The organism is Massilia alkalitolerans DSM 17462, assembly GCF_000427785.1.
Lineage (GTDB): Bacteria > Pseudomonadota > Gammaproteobacteria > Burkholderiales > Burkholderiaceae_D > Telluria > Telluria alkalitolerans.
This window is the reverse complement of the sequence record NZ_ATYR01000003.1, coordinates 21,519-40,448: the sequence shown is the minus strand read 5'-3', so window position 1 is coordinate 40,448 and position 18,930 is coordinate 21,519. Positions and strand designations below refer to the sequence as shown.

Below are 18,930 nucleotides of genomic sequence, written 5' to 3'. Positions count from 1 at the left end.
TCCCTTCAAGGGGAGAGCAATACTTGCTCGATAGTTAAAATCAATCGGCGGTATCGCATCAATCAATTTCACAAAAGACGCTCAGGTCGGTACACTGGCGTCTATCAAATCTTTTAACCACCCGAAAACAGGAGATTACATGTCCCTCATCAACACCCAGATCAAGCCGTTCAAAGCCACCGCTTACCACAACGGCAAGTTCATCGATCTGACGGAAGAGAACTTCAAGGGCACCTGGTCGGTTCTGATGTTCTACCCGGCTGACTTCACCTTCGTCTGCCCGACCGAACTGGAAGACCTGGCTGCCTTCCAGCCTGAATTCGAAAAGATGGGCGTGAACGTCTACGGCGTGTCGACCGACAGCCACTTCGCCCACAAGGCATGGCACGACACCTCGGACGCCATCAAGAAAGTGAACTACCCGCTGATCGGTGACCCGACCGGCACCCTGTCGCGCAATTTCGAAGTCATGATCGAAGAAGAAGGCATGGCACTGCGCGGCACCTTCGTGATCAATCCGGAAGGCCAGATCAAGGTCATGGAAGTGCACGACAACGGCATCGGCCGCGACGCTTCGGAACTGATGCGTAAAGTCAAGGCTGCCCAGTACGTCGCTTCGCACCCGGGTGAAGTGTGCCCGGCCAAGTGGACCGAAGGCGCAGAAACCCTGACCCCGTCGCTGGACCTGGTCGGCAAGATCTAAATAGCAGTTCAGTAGTACTGTCCCGGGCCGCCGTGGGCGGCCCGGTGCATTTCAGGGATCCGTTTTGGATCCCAGGCACCGCCATACACTTAAACAACAACGTCATAGTCGAGGAAAATATCATGCTGGACGCAACCCTCAAGAAGCAGTTGCAGGCCTATCTGGAAAAAGTGGTGCAGCCGATTGAGCTCGTTGCATCGCTGGATGATTCGCCGAAAGCGCGCGAAATGGATGAACTGCTCCGCGAAATCGCCGCGTTGAGCGACAAGATCACCGTGCGCACCGACGGCACCAACGCCCGCAAGCCTTCGTTCTCGATCAAGCGCGTGGGCACCGATATCGCCGTGGATTTCGCCGGCATCCCGCTCGGCCACGAATTCAGCTCGCTGGTGCTGGCGCTGCTGCAGGTGGGCGGCCACCCGATCAAGCTGGACCAGGCCGTCATCGACCAGATCAAGAACCTGGACGGCGACTACGTATTCGAAACCTTCATCTCGCTGAGCTGCCATAACTGCCCGGAAGTGGTGCAGGCCCTCAACGCGATGTCGGTCATCAACCCACGCATCAAGGTCGTCGCCATCGACGGCGGCGTGTTCAAGAGCGAAGTCGAAGCGCGCCAGATTATGGCGGTACCGATGATGTTCCTGAACGGCCAGCACTTCGGCCAGGGCCGCACCAGCGTGGAAGAGATCCTGTCGAAGATCGACACCGGCGCCGGCGCCCGCAAGGCGGCTGAGCTGAACCAGAAAGACCCGTTCGACGTGCTGATCGTCGGCGGCGGTCCTGCCGGCGCGGCCGCGGCGATCTACGCCGCCCGCAAGGGCATCCGCACCGGCGTGCTGGCCGACCGCTTCGGCGGCCAGGTGCTGGACACGCTCGCCATCGAGAACTTCGTCTCGATGAAGGAAACCGACGGCCCGAAGTTCGCCGTCGCCCTGGAAGAGCACGTCAAGCACTACGAAGTCGACATCATGAACACCCAGCGCGCCAACAAGCTGGTCGAAGGCAAGATGATCGAGGTGCACACCGAAACCGGCGCGGTATTGAAGAGCAAGTCGGTGATCATCGCCACCGGCGCCCGCTGGCGCGAGATCAACGTGCCGGGCGAGCGCGAGTACCGCAACAAGGGCGTGGCCTACTGCCCGCACTGCGACGGCCCGCTGTTCAAGGGCAAGCGCGTGGCCGTGATCGGCGGCGGCAACTCGGGCGTGGAAGCGGCGATCGACCTGGCGGGCATCGTCAAGGAAGTGACCCTGATCGAGTTCGGCGCCGAACTGCGTGCCGATGCGGTCCTGCAGCGCAAGCTCTACTCGCTGAAGAACGTCACCGTGATCAAGTCGGCCCAGACCACCGAGATCCACGGCGACGGCAAGATCGTCAACGGCCTGTCGTACAAGGACCGCAACAGCGGCGAACTGAAGCGCGTCGACCTGGAAGGCGTGTTCGTCCAGATCGGCCTGGTGCCGAACGCCGAATGGCTGAAGGGCACGCTGGACCTGTCGGCGCACGGCGAAATCGAAGTCGACGCCAAGGGCCAGACCTCGATCCCGGGCGTGTTCGCGGCCGGCGACGTGACCACGGTGCCGTTCAAGCAGATCGTGATCGCGGTGGGCGAGGGCGCCAAGGCCTCGCTGGCGGCCTTCGATTACCTGATGCGCCTGCCGGTGGAAGAAGAGAGCACTGCCGAGGAAGCCAAGGCAGCTTAAGCAACACCAGGAACGCCATTCCCGACTTGGGGATGGCGTTTTTTTTAGGCGCTGTCCTCCTTAGCTATGGATGACTCCGAACGCGAGACGCAGCAAGTGCTCCACCGTCGTGATCCGTCCAGCGTCGAGCGCCCGGCGCCAGCCCAGGTAGTTCGGCAGGTAGCGCGAAGCGACTCCGCGGAAGCGGCTCAACCATTGCCGGAAGCGCTGGTGATAGGCGTTCACATTCTGCACATGGATGGCGCCGGCAACGCCGCTGCGTACCCGCACGCCGGCACGCAGGTTCACCGCCTGGTGCGCAATGCCATGCTTGCGGGCGAAACTGCGGTACGCCCCATGGCCGTCGCTGACCAGCAGTACCTGCCGGTCGAGCCGGGGCAGCAGGTGTCGNTCCAGCTGCGCGGCCGTCAAGGCGCCTCGGCCGACCACGGCATCGACGGTCTGGCCACTGCGGTCGCGCGCTACCAGAATGCAGTCGAGCTCGCGTGAGATGCCGCGCTTGCCTGCTCGGCCGCCACGCCGGCGTGCCGGTCGATCCAGCTTGCGCGCGCCTTTCTGCGATTCCAATATGAACATTTCGTCCGCCTCGGCGATGCCGCCCAGGCGCGTCGGCTGGTCATGCCTGGGTCGCTCCAGGAAGCGGTGGCGCCAGCGAAAGGCGGTGTTGCGGTGTATGCCGACCTCGCCGGCGGCGGCGCGCACCGATGTCGAGTCGAGCACGGTGCCCAGGTAATCGAGCCATTTTTCACGCAGCCGCAGCCGCGCCAGCGGCGTGCCGCTCAGGTCGTTATAGGTGCGGCTGCAGGCGCGGCAGCGGTAGCGCTGCANGCCNTTNGCTTGCCCATGCCGGTNGTAACGTTCGCNGGCGCAGTNGGGGCAGCGGCGCTGCGTGCCGCCGATCTGGCCGATGAGGGCGATCACCTGGTCCAGCCCGGCAGCGGGATGCAGGGCGGTCAGCGTTTGCAGGCGCTGGGGCAGGTTNAGTGCGGGGAGTCTGGCAAACCACTTCTTGAAATATGATGCGCGCATGGTCGTTCCCGTCTGTGGTGACAGNCGTTCGACCAGGAAGCAGCTCAGCAGTTCCGCGCTCATCCATAGTTAAGGTTGACAGCGCCATAAAAAACGCCAGCCGCATCGGCTGGCGCGTAGGTCCGGACCGCCCCGCTTACTCGGCCTTGTCTTGCTGGGCCTGCAACTGCTCGCGCAGCTGCTGAGCGTTCGAATGCGTGTAGTCCTTGTTGAACTCGGCCTTGACCAGCTTCTGGATTTGCGGATCGAGGTTCTGGCGCAGGGTGCCCAGGAATTCGGGCGAAGCCGCGATGACCAACTGCTGATAACGCCCCTCCTGATGGGCTTTCAGAAGGAACTCCGACACGTCCTTGGCAAACAGTTCGTTCGCGTGCTGGTCCGGCGTCTGCGCCGGCTGGTACATGCTGGTCGGCGCCCCCGCCTTGGCATTGTGCTGGAAGCCGGCCGGTTGGTGGCCACCGATGCTGTGGCGGCTGTCCCCGGCAGATCTCGGGCTGAGCCGGTCGGTCTCGGTGTCCACCGTGCGCAGCTGCGCCGCGGAATTGACCATGTCTTCGATTTCCAGCAACGGCTCAGACGCAGCGGACTCGGCGAAGAACCTCGCGCGGCCATTGTTGGCCGAAAGAATCCAGGTTGTTGGCATGCTACCCCCTGTCAGTAGTGAATCGTTAGTATCGTTCTCAGGCGGCCAGAAGTGGCGCCCGGAAACAAGGTATGGCGCGGCAATCGGCATGCGACTCCCGTGCATGTCGATCAGGCTATGAACCCAGTATATCGCCGCTTCCGGAACCCCGGCGCACCGACGCGGCCCTGCCGTGCGCACGCATGAGCATCGGGAAAAACAGGGCTGGATTTCCGACGGCGCTGGCTTAAGCTGAAGTTACCCGGCACCGAATCTTCCCGTCTCCCTGCCTGTCCAAACATGCACCCGCTGCCGGGTATTTCTCAGGAGACTGTCATGACCCAACCCAGTACTTCCACCCCCTCGCCGCGCCAGCCGCTCGACGCCACCGTTCCCGACTATGCCGCCATCAAGCAGCGCCAGCAGGCCACGTGGGCGAGCGGCGACTTCGCCATCATCGGCGTCACGCTGCAGATTGTCGGCGAGTCGCTCGCCGAAGCCGCCGACGTCCGTGCCGGCGAGCGCGTGATCGACATCGCGGCCGGCAACGGCAATGCCACGCTCGCCGCCGCCCGCCGCTTCGCGCGCGTCACCTCGACCGACTACGTGCCGGCCCTGCTCGACAAGGGCCGCGCCCGCGCCGCGGCCGAAGGATTGACGGTCGAGTTCCGTGAAGCCGATGCCGAGGCCTTGCCCTTCTACGACGGCAGCTTCGACGTCGCGCTGTCGACCTTCGGGGTGATGTTCGCCCCCGACCATGCGCGCTGCGCCAGCGAAATGATGCGGGTGGTACGCGGCGGCGGGCGCATCGCCATCGCCAGCTGGACGCCGGAGGGCTTCATCGGCCAGCTGTTCAAGACGGCCGGGCGCCATGTGCCGCCACCGGCCGGGCTGGTGTCGCCCGCCATGTGGGGCAAGGAAGACTATCTGCGCCAGCTGTTCGGCATGGAGGCGGCCAGCATCCGTGCCCAGCCGAAAATGTTCAACTTCCGCTACGCTTCGGGAGCGCACATGATCCAGGTGTTCCGCGACTACTACGGACCGGTGCACAAGGCTTTCGCCGCGCTCGACCCGGCTGGCCAGCAGGCGTTGGAGCAGGACATGCTTGCCTTGCTCGACCGTCACAACACGGCAGGCGACAACTCGCTGGTGGTGCCGGCCGAGTACCTCGAAGCCGTCATCATCAAGCGTACGCCTGACGTTCTTCATTAGGCTCCAGTCCCGCCACCGCCGCGCGCACGCATGGCGGTTGGTGGCAGGCCGGCGCGGCAGTACAATCGAACGCATCCAACCGAGAAAGGGTGCCATGCGTTCCGCCGCCGCCGTCCTGTCCTGCCTCCTGCTCGCCGCCCTGCCGGTCAGCGCCCAGACCGAAGTGCGGATCGGCACGGCTTCGCCGCTGTCGGGTCCCGGCGCCCACCAGGGCAAGGACATCGAGAACGGCGCCCGCATGGCGATCGACGAGCTGAACGCCAAGGGCATCGCGATCGGCGGCAAGAAGATCAAGTGGGTGCTGCAGGCAGAGGACGACGCCAGCGACCCGAAGACCGGCACGGCGGTGGCCCAGAAGCTGGTCGATGCGCGCGTGGCTGCGGTCGTCGGACACCTGAACTCGGGGCCGACGGTGCCGGCCTCGAAGATCTATGCCAGCGCCGGCATCCCGCAGATCTCGCCGGCCGCCACCACGCCGGTGTACACGAACCAGGGCTACAAGACCGCCTTCCGGGTGGTGGCCAACGACAACCTGATCGGGCGCACGCTGGCGCGCCATGCGCTCGGCGCGCTCAAGGCAAAACGGATCGCCGTGATCGACGACCGCACCGCCTTCGGCCAGGGCCTGGCGGACCAGTTCGCGCGCGAAGTGCGCAGCAGCGGCGGCGCCACCATCGTCAGCCGCCAGTTCACCCACGACAAGGCGACCGACTTCAGCGCCATCCTGACCCAGATCCGCGCCCAGCGCCCGGACCTCATCTTCTACGGCGGCATGGACGCGGTGGCCGGCCCCATGCTCAAGCAGATGAAGACCCTCGGGGTGCAGGCAAAATTCGTGTCCGGCGACGGCGTCTGTTCCGAGAAGCTGCCGCTGCTGGCCGGCGACGCGCTGGGCGACGACAAGGTGTTCTGCGCGGTCGCGGGTGGCGTCACCGGCGCCCAGGAGGCGCGCTTCAACGCGTTCACCGAGCGCTTCCGCCAGCGCTACGGCACGCCGGTCGAGACCTATGCGCCCTATGCCTACGACGCGGTGATGGTGTTTGCCGACGCGATGCAGAAGGCCCAGTCGATGGAACCCGCACGCTTCCTGCCTGCGCTGGCGGCCATCCGGCACGAAGGGGTCACCGGCAGCATCGCCTTCGATGCCAAGGGCGACCTGCGTGACGCCGCGATGACCCTGTACACCTACCGCCAGGGCAAGAAGGTCAAGCTGCAGGTGGTGCGCGGAAAATAATCCCGGCAGGGCAGGAAGCCCGTATTGACAGGGCTTTTGAAACAACATGCATACAAAAATGGCCTTGGCATTGCTTCTCCAGTTCGATTAGGATCGTTCGGTTCCCAACACCAACAATCTGGAGAGAGAGATGAAACGTAGTCTGTGCAGCACTTTGATCGCAGGGCTGTTCGCAGTGGCGTCCCAAGCCGGCGCCCATGAAGCAAAGCCCGCGGCCCCGGCGCCGTCCGCGGCGCTGGCGGGCGCCACTTCCGGCATCGAAGTCACGGCCATGGACACCGGCGTGCGCGCACAGGATGACTTCTTCCGCTACACCCAGGGCAAATGGCTGAAGGACGTCGACATTCCGTCGGACCGTTCCAGCTGGAGCGCCTTCAGCATCGCGCAGGAGCGCGTCGAGCAGCAGGTCAGCGCCATCATCGGCGAAGCAGCGAGCCAGAAGAACGCCAAGGCCGGCTCGGAAGCCCAGAAGATGGGCGACTTCTACACCAGCTACGTGGACGAGAAGCGCCGCAATGAACTCGGCCTGGCGCCGCTCAAGGCGGAACGCGTCCGCATCGATGCGCTGAAGGACAAGCGCGAGCTGGCCGCCCTGATGGCACGCTTCGACCGCATCGACGTCGGCGGCCCGCTCGGCATGGGCGTCGGCCAGGACAACAAGGATTCGACCCGCTACATCATGGGCATCTCGCAGTCGGGCCTGGGCATGCCGAACCGCGACTACTACCTGCAGGACGAAGCGCGCCTGAAGGACATCCGCACCAAATACCAGGCGCACATCGGCAAGATGCTGGCGCTGGCCGGCCACCAGGACGCCGACGCCAAGGCTGCCCGGATCGTGGCGCTGGAAACCGAGATCGCGCGCTCGCAGTGGAGCGCGGTGGAGAACCGCGACCCGGTCAAGCGCTACAACAAGCACACCCTGGCCCAGCTGCGCACCCTGGCCCCCGGCATCGACTGGGACGCCTACCTGAAGGGCGTGGGCGCGGCCGGCAAGGTCGATGCCGTGATCGTCAGCCAGCCAAGCTATGTGGCCGCGCTCGACAAGCTGATCGCCGCGACGCCCCTGGACACCTGGAAGTCCTATTTCGAGTTCCGCCTGCTGAGCGCCTATGCGCCTTACCTGTCGCAGCCTTTCGTCGACGAGGGCTTCGCCTTCCGCGGCGGCGTGCTGGGTGGCGCCACTGTCAACCGCCCGGTCGAGAAGCGCGCGATCGCCGAGATCAACCGCAACCTGAGCGAGGTGGTGGGCAAGGCCTACGTGGCCCAGCATTTCCCGCCGGAGCGCAAGCAGCAGGTGCTGGACATGGCGAAGAACTTCATCACCGCCTTCGGCGAAGGTATCGACCAGCTGGAATGGATGTCGCCGGAAACCAAGAAGCAGGCCCACACCAAGCTGTCGAAGATCAACGTCAAGATCGGCTACCCGGACAAGTGGCGCGACTACTCGGGTCTGAAGATCGTGTGCGGGGACCTGGTCGGCAACGTGATGCGCTCGCGCGAGTTCGGCCATGACTACATGATGAACCGCCTCGGCAAGCCGGTCGACCGCAGTGTCTGGAGCATGTCGCCGCAGACCGTCAACGCCTACTACAGCCCGACCCTGAACGAAGTCGTGTTCCCGGCCGCGCGCCTGCAGTACCCGCTGTACGACGCCAACGCCGAACCGGCGGTCAACTACGGCTCGGTCGGCATCTCGATCGGCCACGAGATCAGCCACGCCTTCGATGACAAGGGTTCGCAGTACGACGGCGACGGCAACCTGCGCAACTGGTGGACCGAGGAAGATGCGAAGCAGTTCGCGGCACGCGGCAAGGTGCTGGTGTCGCAGTACGCCGGCTACAGCCCGCTGCCGGGCTACCACCTGAACGGCGAACTGACCCTGGGCGAGAACATCGCCGACAACGCCGGCGCCATCATGGCCAGCCGCGCCTACAAGATCTACCTGAAGGGCAAGCCCGGTCCGGTGATCGACGGCTTCACCGCCGAGCAGCGCATCTTCATGGGCCTGTCGCAGGCACGCAAGGGCAAGGCGCGCGACGCGGCCCTGATCTCGCAGGTCAAGTCGGATCCGCACTCGCCGTCGGAATTCCGCGTCAACGGCAGCCTGCGCAACCACCCGGGCTTCTACGAAGCCTTCGACGTCAAGCCGGGCGACAAGATGTACCTGGAGCCGAAGGACCGCGTGATCTTCTGGTAATGCTGCGCGCGGCCCGGGCAGCCCACCGAGCCCACCGGGGTCAGGTCTGACATTTAGACACGGGCTGAGCAGTACCATCGTGTAACGCTCGAGCTCGTGTCCGAATGTCAGACCTGACCCTCGGGAACTCGGGAATGCTGAAGGACCGTGTGATCTACTGGTAATCCTGGGACGGCGCGGTCGCTTGCGTGGCCGCGGCGATCGGCGATAATGCAGGTCGTCCACGCATTGTCAGCTGATTTCGCATGCATTATGCCCTCGAGGACATTGTCCGCCAGTTCGATTCGGCCACCTTCGCGCGTGGCGAGCGCTATGCCCGCCAGGGCATGGTTGTCGATGTCGACTTCTTCGACAGCATGATCACGGGCGAGGTCGAGGGCAGCTACAGCAATGTGTACGAGCAAAAAATCTTCGTCGAAGCCGGCCGCCACGGTATCAGGTTCGACAGCGATTGCAGCTGTCCGGTAGGGAGCGCCTGCAAGCACGTCGTCGCCGTGCTGCTGCATGGCCTGGAACAGCGCAAGGCCGGCGCAAGGGACGGCTTGCCGCCGATGGCCGAGCAATGGCTGCAGCAATTCGCCATGCTGCAGTCCTGTGTGCAGTCCGGCCCGCCGCCGGCGCCGAAAGAGCGGCTCATCTACGTTCTGGCACCCGAGCGCGGCGCCGGCATGCCGCGCCTGTACCTGTGCCGGGCGCGCTTGCGCAAGGACGGCGGTATCGGCAGTGTCGCTATCCAGAACGAGACGTATCACCTTCTCGCCACCAGACCTGCCTACGTCCAGGCCGAGGACGAAGAGCCGATCCGCCTGATCGCTGGATTGCATGCGGGAAGCCGGTACCTCGAAGCAGCCAGGCCGGCTGGCAGGCTGGGCGCGCGCTTGCTGGATCAGTTGTGTGCCGAAGGCAGGCTGTGGTGGGCGGAATCGAGCGCCAGCCTCAGGCGCGGCGACCTGCTCCTCGTTCAGCCGGGACCGCTATGCAGTGCGCAATTGTGCTGGCATGCAAACGACGTTGGTGGATCGGTCGAGCTGAGCTGGCGATGCGCGGACGGCAGCGCGGTCGGCCACGTACTGGCGACCGAACCGATGCGCTACTTCAAGGACGGCCTGCTGGGCGAACTCGTGCCGCCCGCTGCGCTCGCGGCGCTGCCACCGGAGGCGCTGCAGAAACTGGTGGATGCGGCACCGCGCCTGGCGCCGGAGCAGCGCACGCCCATGGCCGAGCGTTTCGTGGCGCTGGGACTGGACCGCATCCTGCCGCCGCCGCAAGCGCTGCAGACCCGCCGGCGCGACGACCTCCTGCCGACGCCCTTGCTGGTGCTGGACAGCCTGGGAACGAGCGTGCGCGGCAGGCTGCACTGGCATGACCATGCCATGCTGTTCTTTCACTACGACGGCATGCCGGCCGAAGAGGGTGAGACCGAGCTGCGCAGAATCGCGGATGGCGTTGTCGAACTCATCGAGCGCAATGTGCAGGCGGAAGCCGCGGCGCAGGCCATGCTTGCCGAACTCGGCTTCGCCGCGCCAGATGCGCAATCGGTGCTGGCGGACTATCCCGGCGCGCTGGTGCTGCCGGCCGAGGCGGCATGGGTACACTTCGCGCGGCATGGAGTGGTGCGCTTGCGCGCGGCCGGCTGGGAGATCGAGTTTGGCGGCAACTACCGCTACGAGCTGCTGGAAGTGCAGGAGTGGTACGCGGAACTGAACGAAGAAGGCGAGGGTGCCGGCGCCTGGTTCGCGCTCGAACTCGGCGTGCTGGTCGATGGCCGGCGCCATTCGCTGCTGCCCCTGCTGCTGGAAATGATTCGCGAGGCGCCCCGGGAGTTCGACGCCGCTACGCTGGCGGCCCGCGACGACAGCGGCGCACTCTTGGTAGAGTTGCCGGACTTCACCCGCGTCGCCTTGCCATGGGAGCGGGTCAAGCCCATCCTCGCCACGCTGGGCGAGCTGTATTTCAGCGACCGCATCGGGGAGGCGCTGCGCCTGCCGGTCATGGACGCCGCGCGCCTGGCCGAGCTGGAAGAGGTGGCACAGCTGCGCTGGATGGGCGGCGAGCGCCTGCGCGAGCTGGGACGGAAGCTGGAGGACTTCAAGGGGATGCGGCAAGTCGACCCGCCCATCGGCCTGCAGGCGACGCTACGCCCTTATCAGCAGACGGGTCTATCCTGGATGCAATTCTTGCGCGAGTATGGCTTTGGCGGCATCCTGGCCGACGACATGGGACTCGGCAAGACGATCCAGACCCTTGCCCACATCCTGGCCGAGAAGGAAGCCGGCCGGCTCGATGCCCCGGCGCTGGTGGTGGCGCCCACCAGCCTGATGGGCAACTGGCAGGCGGAAGCCGCCAGGTTCGCACCGGGATTGCAAGTGCTTCTCCTGCACGGCAAGGAGCGCTTGGCGCAGTTCGAGCGGATCGCCGGCGCCGACCTGGTGCTCACTACCTACCCGCTGCTGGCGCGCGACGAGGAAGCGCTACGCCGGCATCGCTACCACCTGTTAATCCTGGACGAGGCGCAGTACATCAAGAACAGCCGCTCCAAGGCGGCCCAGAGCGCCAGCCTGATCGAGGCAAGACATCGCTTGTGCCTGACCGGGACGCCGGTCCAGAATCACCTGGGCGAATTGTGGTCACAGTTTCATTTTCTGATGCCAGGATTGCTGGGTGAGGAGAAAGCCTTCAACGCGGCGTTCCGCAAGCCGATCGAACAGCAGGGCGACAGCTTGCGCAGGGACTTGCTGGCGCGGCGTGTCAGGCCGTTCATGTTACGGCGTACCAAGGACAAGGTGGCGACCGAGCTGCCACCCAAGACGGAGATCGTGCTGCCGGTCGAGTTCGGTGTGGCCCAGCGTGATCTATACGAAACCGTGCGGCTGGCGATGGACCGCAAAGTACGCGACGAGATCGACCGCAAAGGATTTGCGCGCAGCCAGATCGTGATCCTGGACGCCTTGCTCAAGCTGCGCCAGGTGTGCTGCGATCCGCGCCTGCTCAAGACCACCGGGGGGCGAGCCGACTCGGCGAAGCTGGGCGTGCTGATCGAACTGCTGGAGACCTTGCTGAGCGAGGGGCGCAAGATCCTGGTCTTCTCCCAGTTCACCAGCATGCTCGCCCTGATCGCGGAAGAATTGCGTGCACGTGCAGTCGAGTTCGTAATGCTCACCGGCGACACGGAAGTCCGCAGCGCGCCGATCGCCGCCTTCCAGCAGGGCCAAGCGGGGGTATTCCTGATCAGCCTGAAGGCGGGCGGCGTCGGGCTCAACCTGACGGCTGCCGATACGGTCATCCACTACGATCCGTGGTGGAACCCGGCCAGCGAAAACCAGGCCACCGACCGTGCCTGGCGCATCGGCCAGGAGCAGCCGGTGTTCGTCTACAAGCTGATCGCCCGCGGTACCGTCGAAGAAAAAATCCAGGACATGCAGCGCCGCAAGGGGGAGCTGGCGAAGGGCTTGCTGGATGCCGACGGCGGCCTGGCGCCCGCCATCGGCGTGGATGAGCTGCAGGCGATCTTCGCGCCGCTTCCGCCCTGATATCCGGAAGCGGCTGGTCGCCGTTCAGTCCTGAGCGGCCTCTGCAGGCATAGCCGTCCGCGACCGCTTCGCGCCGTACATGTCCTGGTCTGCACGCGACATCAACTCCTGCACGCTGCGGCCGTGATCGGGGTAGCAGGCGACCCCGATGCTGGCCGAGGTCGCCAGTACCAGCCCGTCGGCCAGGACGAAGGGAGCGGCCAGTGCCTGGCCGATCTTGTCCACCACCGGTGCCGTATCAAGCGGCAAGACGATATCCTCCAGCAAGACCACGAACTCGTCGCCGCCTACGCGGGCCAGGGTATCGCTGTCGCGCATGCAGGCCCCAATGCGGCGTGCGACTTCTTGCAGCAGGCGGTCTCCGGCCAGGTGACCGTGCAGGTCGTTGACCTGCTTGAAACGGTTCAGGTCAATGAACAGCAGCGCCAGCCTGGTATGGTGGCGCTGGGCGCGTGCGAGCGCCGTGGCGAGGCGGTCGTGGAACAGGCGCCGGTTGGGAAGGTGCGTGAGCTCGTCGTGCATCGCCATGAAGTGCAGGCGGGCCTGCATCTGCTTGCGCTGGACGGCGGCGGCAAGCTGGTCGGCCACGAACATCAGCAGGCTGCGGTCCTGGCCGCGGTATGTGGCGCCATCGTTCCCGCTGTGCAGGGCGAATACACCCAGCGTGTCCTGTGCAGCCCGCAGCGGCACCGCCAGCATGCATACGCCCGGCGCCGGCGCCGCGCCGTCCGCCTCGTCGGAGGGCCCCAGCAGCAGCGGCGCCTGCCTGGCCAGCACCTCGTCGCACAGGAGGCGCATCGGTTCGTCGAGTCCTGGGGCGCAGGCCCGGTAGGCAAAGCGCGCCGCGCCGGCCGCTTCATCGGACAGGGCCACCGCGCACCCGGCTGCGGGCAGCAGCTCGCCGACGATCTCGTGACTGCAGCGGAACAGGCCCGGCAGGTCGTCGCTCGCGTGGACGGCTTCGGACAGCGCATACAGGGCTGCCTGCATGGCTTGCGCCTGTTTCAGTTCGGTGATGTCGCGGGCGACCGCTATCCGTACCTGGTCGGCTTCCGACCAGCGTGCCGACCACATGATGTGGACGATGCCACCGTCCTTGCGCAGGTAGCGGTTCTCGAAATGAATGTGGGACCGGCCCTCCATGACGGCCTGTGCGGCGGCCAGGGTGCGCTCGCGGTCGGCAGGGAACACCAGCTCGACCACTTTTTTGCCCACCATTTCATGTTGGGTGTAGCCAAAGATGCGTTCGCAAGCCGCGCTGACGAACACGAACCTGCCTTCCGCATCGACCACGCAGACCGCGTCGAGCAAGAGACCGGTAAAACTGCTTACCTGAGCGTCTATCGGATATCCCATATGGGGGATATTCTATAGGGCCGGCAGGCCAGCGGACCCATGCGGCATAAATTTTTATTTCCCCGGGGATGCGCGGGGCAGGCGGCATGATCAGCCGTTCGTCACCGCCGGGGCCGCGATCAGCTCGACGCGGTTGCCGAACGGGTCTTCGATGCCGGCGCGGCGCCGGCCATTGACCTGGACTTCTTCGCGCACTTCCACCCCGCGTTCGCGCAGCAGGGCGCAGTAGTCCTCGAAGTCCTCGACGGCGAAGGCCGGGTGTGCCTTCTTGGCCGGCACGAAGCCGGCCTGGCCGCCGATGTGCAGCTGGCTGCCGCCGGCCAGGAACCACGCGCCGCCCGAGGCGTTCAGCGGCGCCGGCTTGGGAATCTCGGTCAGTCCCAGCACGCCGCCATAGAAGGCACGAGCGGCCTCGTCGGCGCCCGGGGGCGTGGCAACCTGGACGTGGTCGATTCCGGCGATATGGGGCATGGCGTTCTCCGCAGTGGTTGAGCGATGCGGCATTATCGCATCGGCCCGTGTCGAGTGCTGCGCCCGAGCGTAAACACGGGGCAGGGCCATCGATTTTTTCTGGCCAAGGCGCCGGACTGCTGTGCTACTCTCACAGTTTGTCCAACAAGCAACAGGCCACCATGCGCTCTCTGCTTCCCGCTCTCGCCGCCGCCGTCCTGCTGGCCGGCTGCGCCACCGCTCCGCCACCCCTTGACGCCCGCGACGGCTTCATGGCCACGCTGCAAGGCATGTGCGGCCAGCGCTTCGAAGGCGCGCTCTCGTATGCGATCGATCCCAACAGCGAATTCGCCAACAAGACCATTTCGACCGAGGTCGTCTGTACAGCGGATGCGGTACGGATGCCGGTGCAGGTCGGCGAAAACCGCTCGCGCACCTGGATCTTCACCCGTCCGCCGGCAGGGCTGGAGCTGCGCCACGACCACCGCCACCCGGACGGCACGCCGGATACGGTGACCATGTACGGCGGCATGGCGCGCGAAGGCGGGACCGCCCGTTCCCAGGCCTTCCTGGCCGATGCCTACACCGCCAAACTCGTTCCCGGCGCCGAGACCAATGTCTGGACCGTCAGCCTCAGCCAGGATGGCAGCGTGCTGACCTATCGCCTGGACCGTCATGACAAGCCACGCGCGGAATTCGTCCTCAAGCGCGTTTCCGGCTGATTTTTTCTTCAACCACGACCTTCGTCGCCTGAACACAAGGGTATGCAATGGCCGAACAAACGCTGACGCAAACGCAAGCACCCGCCGGGAAAACCGGCGCACTGAACCGCATCCTGAACCTGATCGAAAAGGTCGGCAACAAGCTGCCCGATCCCGCGATCCTGTTTGCCCTCCTGCTGGCCGTGGTCTGGCTCACATCCTGGGCGATGTCGGGCATGGTGTTCACCGAGATCGATCCGCGCTCCGGCCAGGCCATCCAGGTCAAGAATCTGCTGGCGCCCACCGCCCTGACCGATTTCACCGCGCGCATGGTCAACACCTTCGTCACCTTCCCGCCGCTGGGCGTGGTGCTGGTGGCGATGCTGGGCCTGGGCGTGGCGGAATACACCGGCTTCATCAACGCCGGCCTGCGCAAGATCCTGTCCGTGACGCCACGGCGCCTGCTCACGCCGGTACTGGTCGCCGTCGGCGTGCTGAGCCACGTCGCCGTCGATGCCGGCTACGTGCTGGTGATCCCGCTGGGCGCCGTCATCTTCTACGCCGCCGGACGCCATCCGCTGGCCGGCATCTCGGCCGCCTTTTTCGGCGTGTCCGGCGGCTTCTCGGCCACCTTCTTCCTGCCCTCCAGCCTCGATCCGCTGCTGGCCGGCCTGACCCAGGTGGCCGCGCGGCTCTCGTCCGATCCGGCCGCCGCCGCAGTCGTCATCAACCCCCTGAATAATTACTACTTCACGACGGCATCGCTGTTCCTGGTGGTCATGGTCGGCTGGTTCCTCACCGACAAAGTCATCGAACCGCGCCTGGCGAAAACCGCCGTGGTCGATGCGGATCCGGCCGACCTGCCCAAGATGGATGAGCTGCAGCCTCGGGAGCGCAAGGGCCTGCGCTGGGCCGGCATCGCAATGGTCGCCAGCCTGGTGCTGCTGGCCTGGTCGATCGTGCCGGAAGGCTCGGCATGGCGCGCACCGGAAACGCGCGAGATCACGAACGCAGCGGCGCCCCTGATGCAGTCGATCGTTCCGCTGATCTTCATCTTCTTCCTGATCCCGGGCGTGGTGTACGGCTACGTCGCCGGCACCGCGAAAAACCACCGCGACATCGTCAAGGGGATGAGCCACGCCATGAGCGGCATGGGCTACTACGTGGTCATGGCCTTCTTCTGCGCCCAGTTCATCTTCGCCTTCGGGCAGTCGAACCTGGGTGCGCTGCTGGCGATCAAGGGCGCCTTGTGGCTGAAGGAGATGGCCTTCCCGATGGGCGTCACCCTGGCCGGCATCGTCTTCCTGACGGCGACCGTCAACCTGTTCGTCGGCTCGGCTTCCGCCAAGTGGGCGCTGATCGGCTCGGTGATGGTGCCGATGCTGATGGAACTCGGCGTCTCGCCGGACTTCACCCAGGCCGCCTACCGCGTGGGCGACTCCTCGACCAACATCATCACGCCGCTGCTGCCTTACTTCCCGCTGATTATCGTGTTCTGCAGAAAATATGTGCAGTCGACCGGCATCGGCACGCTCATCGCCCTGATGCTGCCGTACTCGGTGGCGATGCTGGTATGCTGGACCGCGTTCCTGCTCGGCTTCTGGGCGCTGGACATTCCGCTGGGCGTCGGCTCGACCTACACCTACCCGGCGGCAAGCTGAAGGCAATACCGTTAATCGCTACAACATGGAGACTCGTTTGAAATACGCTACCCTAGTTCTGATGGGCCTTGCGGTTACCGCCGCGCAGGCTGCCGACGGTCCGCGCTTCGACCCCAAGCGCCTGGCCCAGGACGTCAAGACCTTGTCCTCGGACGAATTCGAAGGCCGCGGCCCCAACACCGCGGGTGAAACCAGGACGGTCGATTACCTCGTGCAGCAGTTCAAGGCGGCCGGCCTGCAGCCGGGCGGCGACCTGAAAGACGGCAAGCGCGCCTGGACCCAGGACGTGCCCCTGGGCCGTTTCGAGATCAAGGGGCCGGTCAAGCTGACCCTCACCCAGGGCGGCGCCAGCCGCGAGCTGAAGCAGGGGCCGGACATGGCCGTGCGCGCCTCGATGAGCGGCCTGAAGCAGGTATCGTTCAAGGACGCGCCGCTGGTCTTCGTCGGCTACGGCGTCACCGCGCCAGAACGCAAGTGGGACGACTTCAAGGGCGTGGACCTGAAGGGCAAGCTGGCGGTGGTCCTGATCAACGATCCGGATTTCGAAACCGGGCAGGGCGAGTTCGGCGGCAAGGCGATGACCTATTACGGCCGCTGGACCTACAAGTACGAAGAGATGGCGCGCCGCGGCGCGCTCGGCACCATCATCGTGCACGAGACCGCGCCTGCCTCCTACGGCTGGCCGACGGTGCAGAACTCGAATACCAACGTCATGTACGACGTGGTGCGCAAGGAGCCGCGCAAGTCGCACGCGCCGATGGAAGCCTGGGTCCAGCGCGACCTGGCGGCCTCGATGTTCAAGGCGGCCGGCCTCGATTTCGAGGCGGCCAAGAAGCAGGCCCAGACCCGCGACTTCAAGCCGCTCGAGCTGAAGGGCGTCAAGCTGTCGGCCGACTACACCACCGATTCGCAGGTCGTCACCTCGAAGAACGTGGTCGCGATCCGCGAGGGTAGCAAGCAGCCGAAGCAATATGTGATCTACAGCGGCCACTGGGACCACCTGGGCGTGGGCCAGCCGGACGCTACGGGCGACAAGATCTATAACGGCGCGGTGGACAATGCCACCGGCATCGCCGCCATGCTGGAACTGGCGCGCGTCTACGCCAAGCAGCCGGCGCCGCAGCGCAGCGTGGTGTTCCTGGCGGTGACGGCGGAAGAAAAGGGCCTGCTCGGCTCGGAATACTATGCCTCGAATCCCCTGTATCCGCTGGCCTCGACCGTGGCCGTGATCAACATGGACGCCCTGAACCCGCAGGGGCCGGCACGCGATTTCACCATCTCGGGCAGCGCCAAGCTGGAACTGCTGGACCAGCTGACCGCCAAGGCCAAGCGCTGGAACATGACGTACTCGCCGGATCCGAAACCGGAAGCGGGCTACTTCTTCCGTTCCGACCACTTCCCGTTCGCCAAGCGCGGCGTACCGGCGATTTCCTTCGGCTCGGGCAAGAACTGGGTCGAGGGCGGCACCCAGGCCGGCATGGCGGACGAAGTGGCTTACACCGAGAAGAATTACCACCAGCCGTCGGACGAATTCAATCCGGCCTGGACCTTCACCGGCATGGCGCGTGACCTGGAACTGCTGTATGCGCTGGGATCGGACCTGGCCAATTCCAGCGCCTGGCCGAACTGGGCGCCGGAATCGGAGTTCCGCGCGGCGCGCGACAAGTCGGCGGCCGAGCGCAAGTAAGCGGCCCTGGACAGGATGAACGCCACCGTACGCGGTGGCGTTTTATTTTCTGGCGCGCCGGCGCCGCAGTCGTGCCAGGTCGTCGAGTGCCGGAACGATCGCCAGCACGCACAGGACGACCGCAAGCGGCACCGTCGAGCGGTAGCCGATGTGCGCGAATCCCAGCGCGCCGATCACGCCGCCGAAGAAGAAGGACAGCACCAGCATGGTATGGATCCCGAGCCGGTCCCGGTTCGGCACGACCCTGCCGGCGCCGGGCGCCACCCGGCGATACGCCATTTTCCCCAGTTCGATGCCGATGTCGGTGATGATGCCGGTCATGTGGGTCGTCCTGATCTCGGCCCTGGACAGCTTGGTGATCAAGGCATTCTGCAGGCCCATGATGAAACACAGCAGCATGACGGTCAGCGGCACGAACAGGCCTTCGATCGTGGCAAGGTGGCCGCCAAGCAGGCCAAAGCCGAGCAGGAGCAGGGCCTCGAGCAGCAAGGGCAGGGCGTATTCGCTGTGCATGCGGCGCTGGCGCGCGTGGCTGACCATCAGGGCGGTGCAGGTGGCGCCCAGCAGGAAGGACAGGATCGCGCCGAAGCCGGCCAGTACCAGCGCATAGTCCCCCAGCGCCAGGTGATCCGCCATGCCCGACACGATACCGGTCATGTGCGAGGTGTACTGCTGCACCGCGAGAAAACCGCCCGCGTTGATGGCGCCTGCAATAAATGCCAGGGTGACACCGAGATGCCTGTTGGCATCGACGCTGCGCTTGTGCCCGGTAAGGCGTCTGGCAAAATGGATCGGCACGGCTTGCCTACCCCTTGGCTGTTCGACAGGATGGATGAACC

The 18,930-nt window shown here is 65.3% G+C and carries 14 protein-coding genes; 9 read left to right on the top strand and 5 right to left on the bottom strand.

The genetic code is table 11. The features are described 5' to 3' along the window. Window positions 1-139: 139 nt before the first annotated feature. Complete coding sequence (ahpC, locus tag YWC_RS0104075; RefSeq protein WP_027864232.1) at window positions 140-703, top strand: alkyl hydroperoxide reductase subunit C; 564 nt, start codon at window positions 140-142, stop codon at window positions 701-703. Between the two features lie 122 nt (window positions 704-825). Further along, window positions 826-2,409: an alkyl hydroperoxide reductase subunit F gene (gene ahpF / locus YWC_RS0104070; RefSeq protein ID WP_027864231.1), complete on the top strand. Its 1,584-nt coding sequence runs from the start codon at window positions 826-828 to the stop codon at window positions 2,407-2,409. A gap of 60 nt (window positions 2,410-2,469) precedes the next feature. On the opposite strand, the gene YWC_RS0104065 is transcribed toward ahpF, so the two are convergent. Further along, window positions 2,470-3,438 carry an IS1595 family transposase gene (locus YWC_RS0104065; protein ID WP_027864230.1) on the bottom strand — a complete coding sequence of 323 codons (969 nt, stop codon included), beginning with the start codon at window positions 3,436-3,438 and terminating at the stop codon, window positions 2,470-2,472. Window positions 3,439-3,574: 136 nt separating this feature from the next. Then, window positions 3,575-4,081, bottom strand: coding sequence for a host attachment protein (locus YWC_RS0104060; protein ID WP_027864229.1), 507 nt, complete (start codon window positions 4,079-4,081; stop codon window positions 3,575-3,577). A 315-nt stretch (window positions 4,082-4,396) separates the two neighbouring features. Here YWC_RS0104060 and YWC_RS0104055 point away from each other — a divergent pair, with 315 nt between their 5' ends. The 4 genes from YWC_RS0104055 (at window position 4,397) to YWC_RS0104040 (ending at window position 12,236) form a co-directional block, all read left to right on the top strand. Next, window positions 4,397-5,272, top strand: a complete 876-nt coding sequence (locus YWC_RS0104055; protein ID WP_027864228.1) for a class I SAM-dependent methyltransferase — start codon at window positions 4,397-4,399, stop codon at window positions 5,270-5,272. A 94-nt stretch (window positions 5,273-5,366) separates the two neighbouring features. Next, entirely contained in the window at window positions 5,367-6,506 is a 1,140-nt protein-coding gene (locus tag YWC_RS0104050; RefSeq protein WP_027864227.1) for a branched-chain amino acid ABC transporter substrate-binding protein, read from the top strand. A gap of 130 nt (window positions 6,507-6,636) precedes the next feature. Next, a complete protein-coding gene (locus YWC_RS0104045; RefSeq protein ID WP_027864226.1) occupies window positions 6,637-8,706 on the top strand; it encodes a M13 family metallopeptidase in 2,070 nt (689 codons plus the stop codon). Between the two features lie 245 nt (window positions 8,707-8,951). Further along, on the top strand, window positions 8,952-12,236 hold the full coding sequence (locus tag YWC_RS0104040) for a DEAD/DEAH box helicase (protein ID WP_027864225.1): 3,285 nt from the start codon (window positions 8,952-8,954) through the stop codon (window positions 12,234-12,236). A gap of 24 nt (window positions 12,237-12,260) precedes the next feature. On the opposite strand, the gene YWC_RS0104035 is transcribed toward YWC_RS0104040, so the two are convergent. Beyond that, window positions 12,261-13,592: a sensor domain-containing protein gene (locus YWC_RS0104035; protein ID WP_027864224.1), complete on the bottom strand. Its 1,332-nt coding sequence runs from the start codon at window positions 13,590-13,592 to the stop codon at window positions 12,261-12,263. Between the two features lie 90 nt (window positions 13,593-13,682). Further along, window positions 13,683-14,063, bottom strand: a complete 381-nt coding sequence (locus YWC_RS0104030; protein WP_027864223.1) for a VOC family protein — start codon at window positions 14,061-14,063, stop codon at window positions 13,683-13,685. Window positions 14,064-14,224: 161 nt separating this feature from the next. Here YWC_RS0104030 and YWC_RS0104025 point away from each other — a divergent pair, with 161 nt between their 5' ends. The 3 genes from YWC_RS0104025 to YWC_RS0104015 are packed head-to-tail and all read left to right on the top strand — an operon-like array spanning window position 14,225 to window position 18,091. Beyond that, entirely contained in the window at window positions 14,225-14,764 is a 540-nt protein-coding gene (locus YWC_RS0104025; protein WP_027864222.1) for a hypothetical protein, read from the top strand. A gap of 47 nt (window positions 14,765-14,811) precedes the next feature. Then, window positions 14,812-16,404: an AbgT family transporter gene (locus tag YWC_RS0104020; RefSeq protein ID WP_027864221.1), complete on the top strand. Its 1,593-nt coding sequence runs from the start codon at window positions 14,812-14,814 to the stop codon at window positions 16,402-16,404. 37 nt (window positions 16,405-16,441) lie between these two features. Further along, a complete protein-coding gene (locus tag YWC_RS0104015) occupies window positions 16,442-18,091 on the top strand; it encodes a M28 family metallopeptidase (protein WP_027864220.1) in 1,650 nt (549 codons plus the stop codon). 42 nt (window positions 18,092-18,133) lie between these two features. Here YWC_RS0104015 and YWC_RS0104010 read toward each other — a convergent pair whose 3' ends face one another. Continuing rightward, window positions 18,134-18,889: a YoaK family protein gene (locus tag YWC_RS0104010; protein ID WP_027864219.1), complete on the bottom strand. Its 756-nt coding sequence runs from the start codon at window positions 18,887-18,889 to the stop codon at window positions 18,134-18,136. Between the last annotated feature and the right edge of the window lie 41 nt (window positions 18,890-18,930).

Excerpts from the sequence above, each read along its gene's own strand:
- ahpC (WP_027864232.1), top strand. The coding sequence starts at position 140 with ATGTCCCTCATCAACACCCAGATCAAGCCGTTCAAAGCCACCGCTTAC.
- ahpF (WP_027864231.1), top strand. The coding sequence starts at position 826 with ATGCTGGACGCAACCCTCAAGAAGCAGTTGCAGGCCTATCTGGAAAAA.
- YWC_RS0104060 (WP_027864229.1), bottom strand. The coding sequence starts at position 4,081 with ATGCCAACAACCTGGATTCTTTCGGCCAACAATGGCCGCGCGAGGTTC.
- YWC_RS0104055 (WP_027864228.1), top strand. The coding sequence starts at position 4,397 with ATGACCCAACCCAGTACTTCCACCCCCTCGCCGCGCCAGCCGCTCGAC.
- YWC_RS0104050 (WP_027864227.1), top strand. The coding sequence starts at position 5,367 with ATGCGTTCCGCCGCCGCCGTCCTGTCCTGCCTCCTGCTCGCCGCCCTG.
- YWC_RS0104045 (WP_027864226.1), top strand. The coding sequence starts at position 6,637 with ATGAAACGTAGTCTGTGCAGCACTTTGATCGCAGGGCTGTTCGCAGTG.
- YWC_RS0104040 (WP_027864225.1), top strand. The coding sequence starts at position 8,952 with ATGCATTATGCCCTCGAGGACATTGTCCGCCAGTTCGATTCGGCCACC.
- YWC_RS0104035 (WP_027864224.1), bottom strand. The coding sequence starts at position 13,592 with ATGGGATATCCGATAGACGCTCAGGTAAGCAGTTTTACCGGTCTCTTG.
- YWC_RS0104030 (WP_027864223.1), bottom strand. The coding sequence starts at position 14,063 with ATGCCCCATATCGCCGGAATCGACCACGTCCAGGTTGCCACGCCCCCG.
- YWC_RS0104025 (WP_027864222.1), top strand. The coding sequence starts at position 14,225 with ATGCGCTCTCTGCTTCCCGCTCTCGCCGCCGCCGTCCTGCTGGCCGGC.
- YWC_RS0104020 (WP_027864221.1), top strand. The coding sequence starts at position 14,812 with ATGGCCGAACAAACGCTGACGCAAACGCAAGCACCCGCCGGGAAAACC.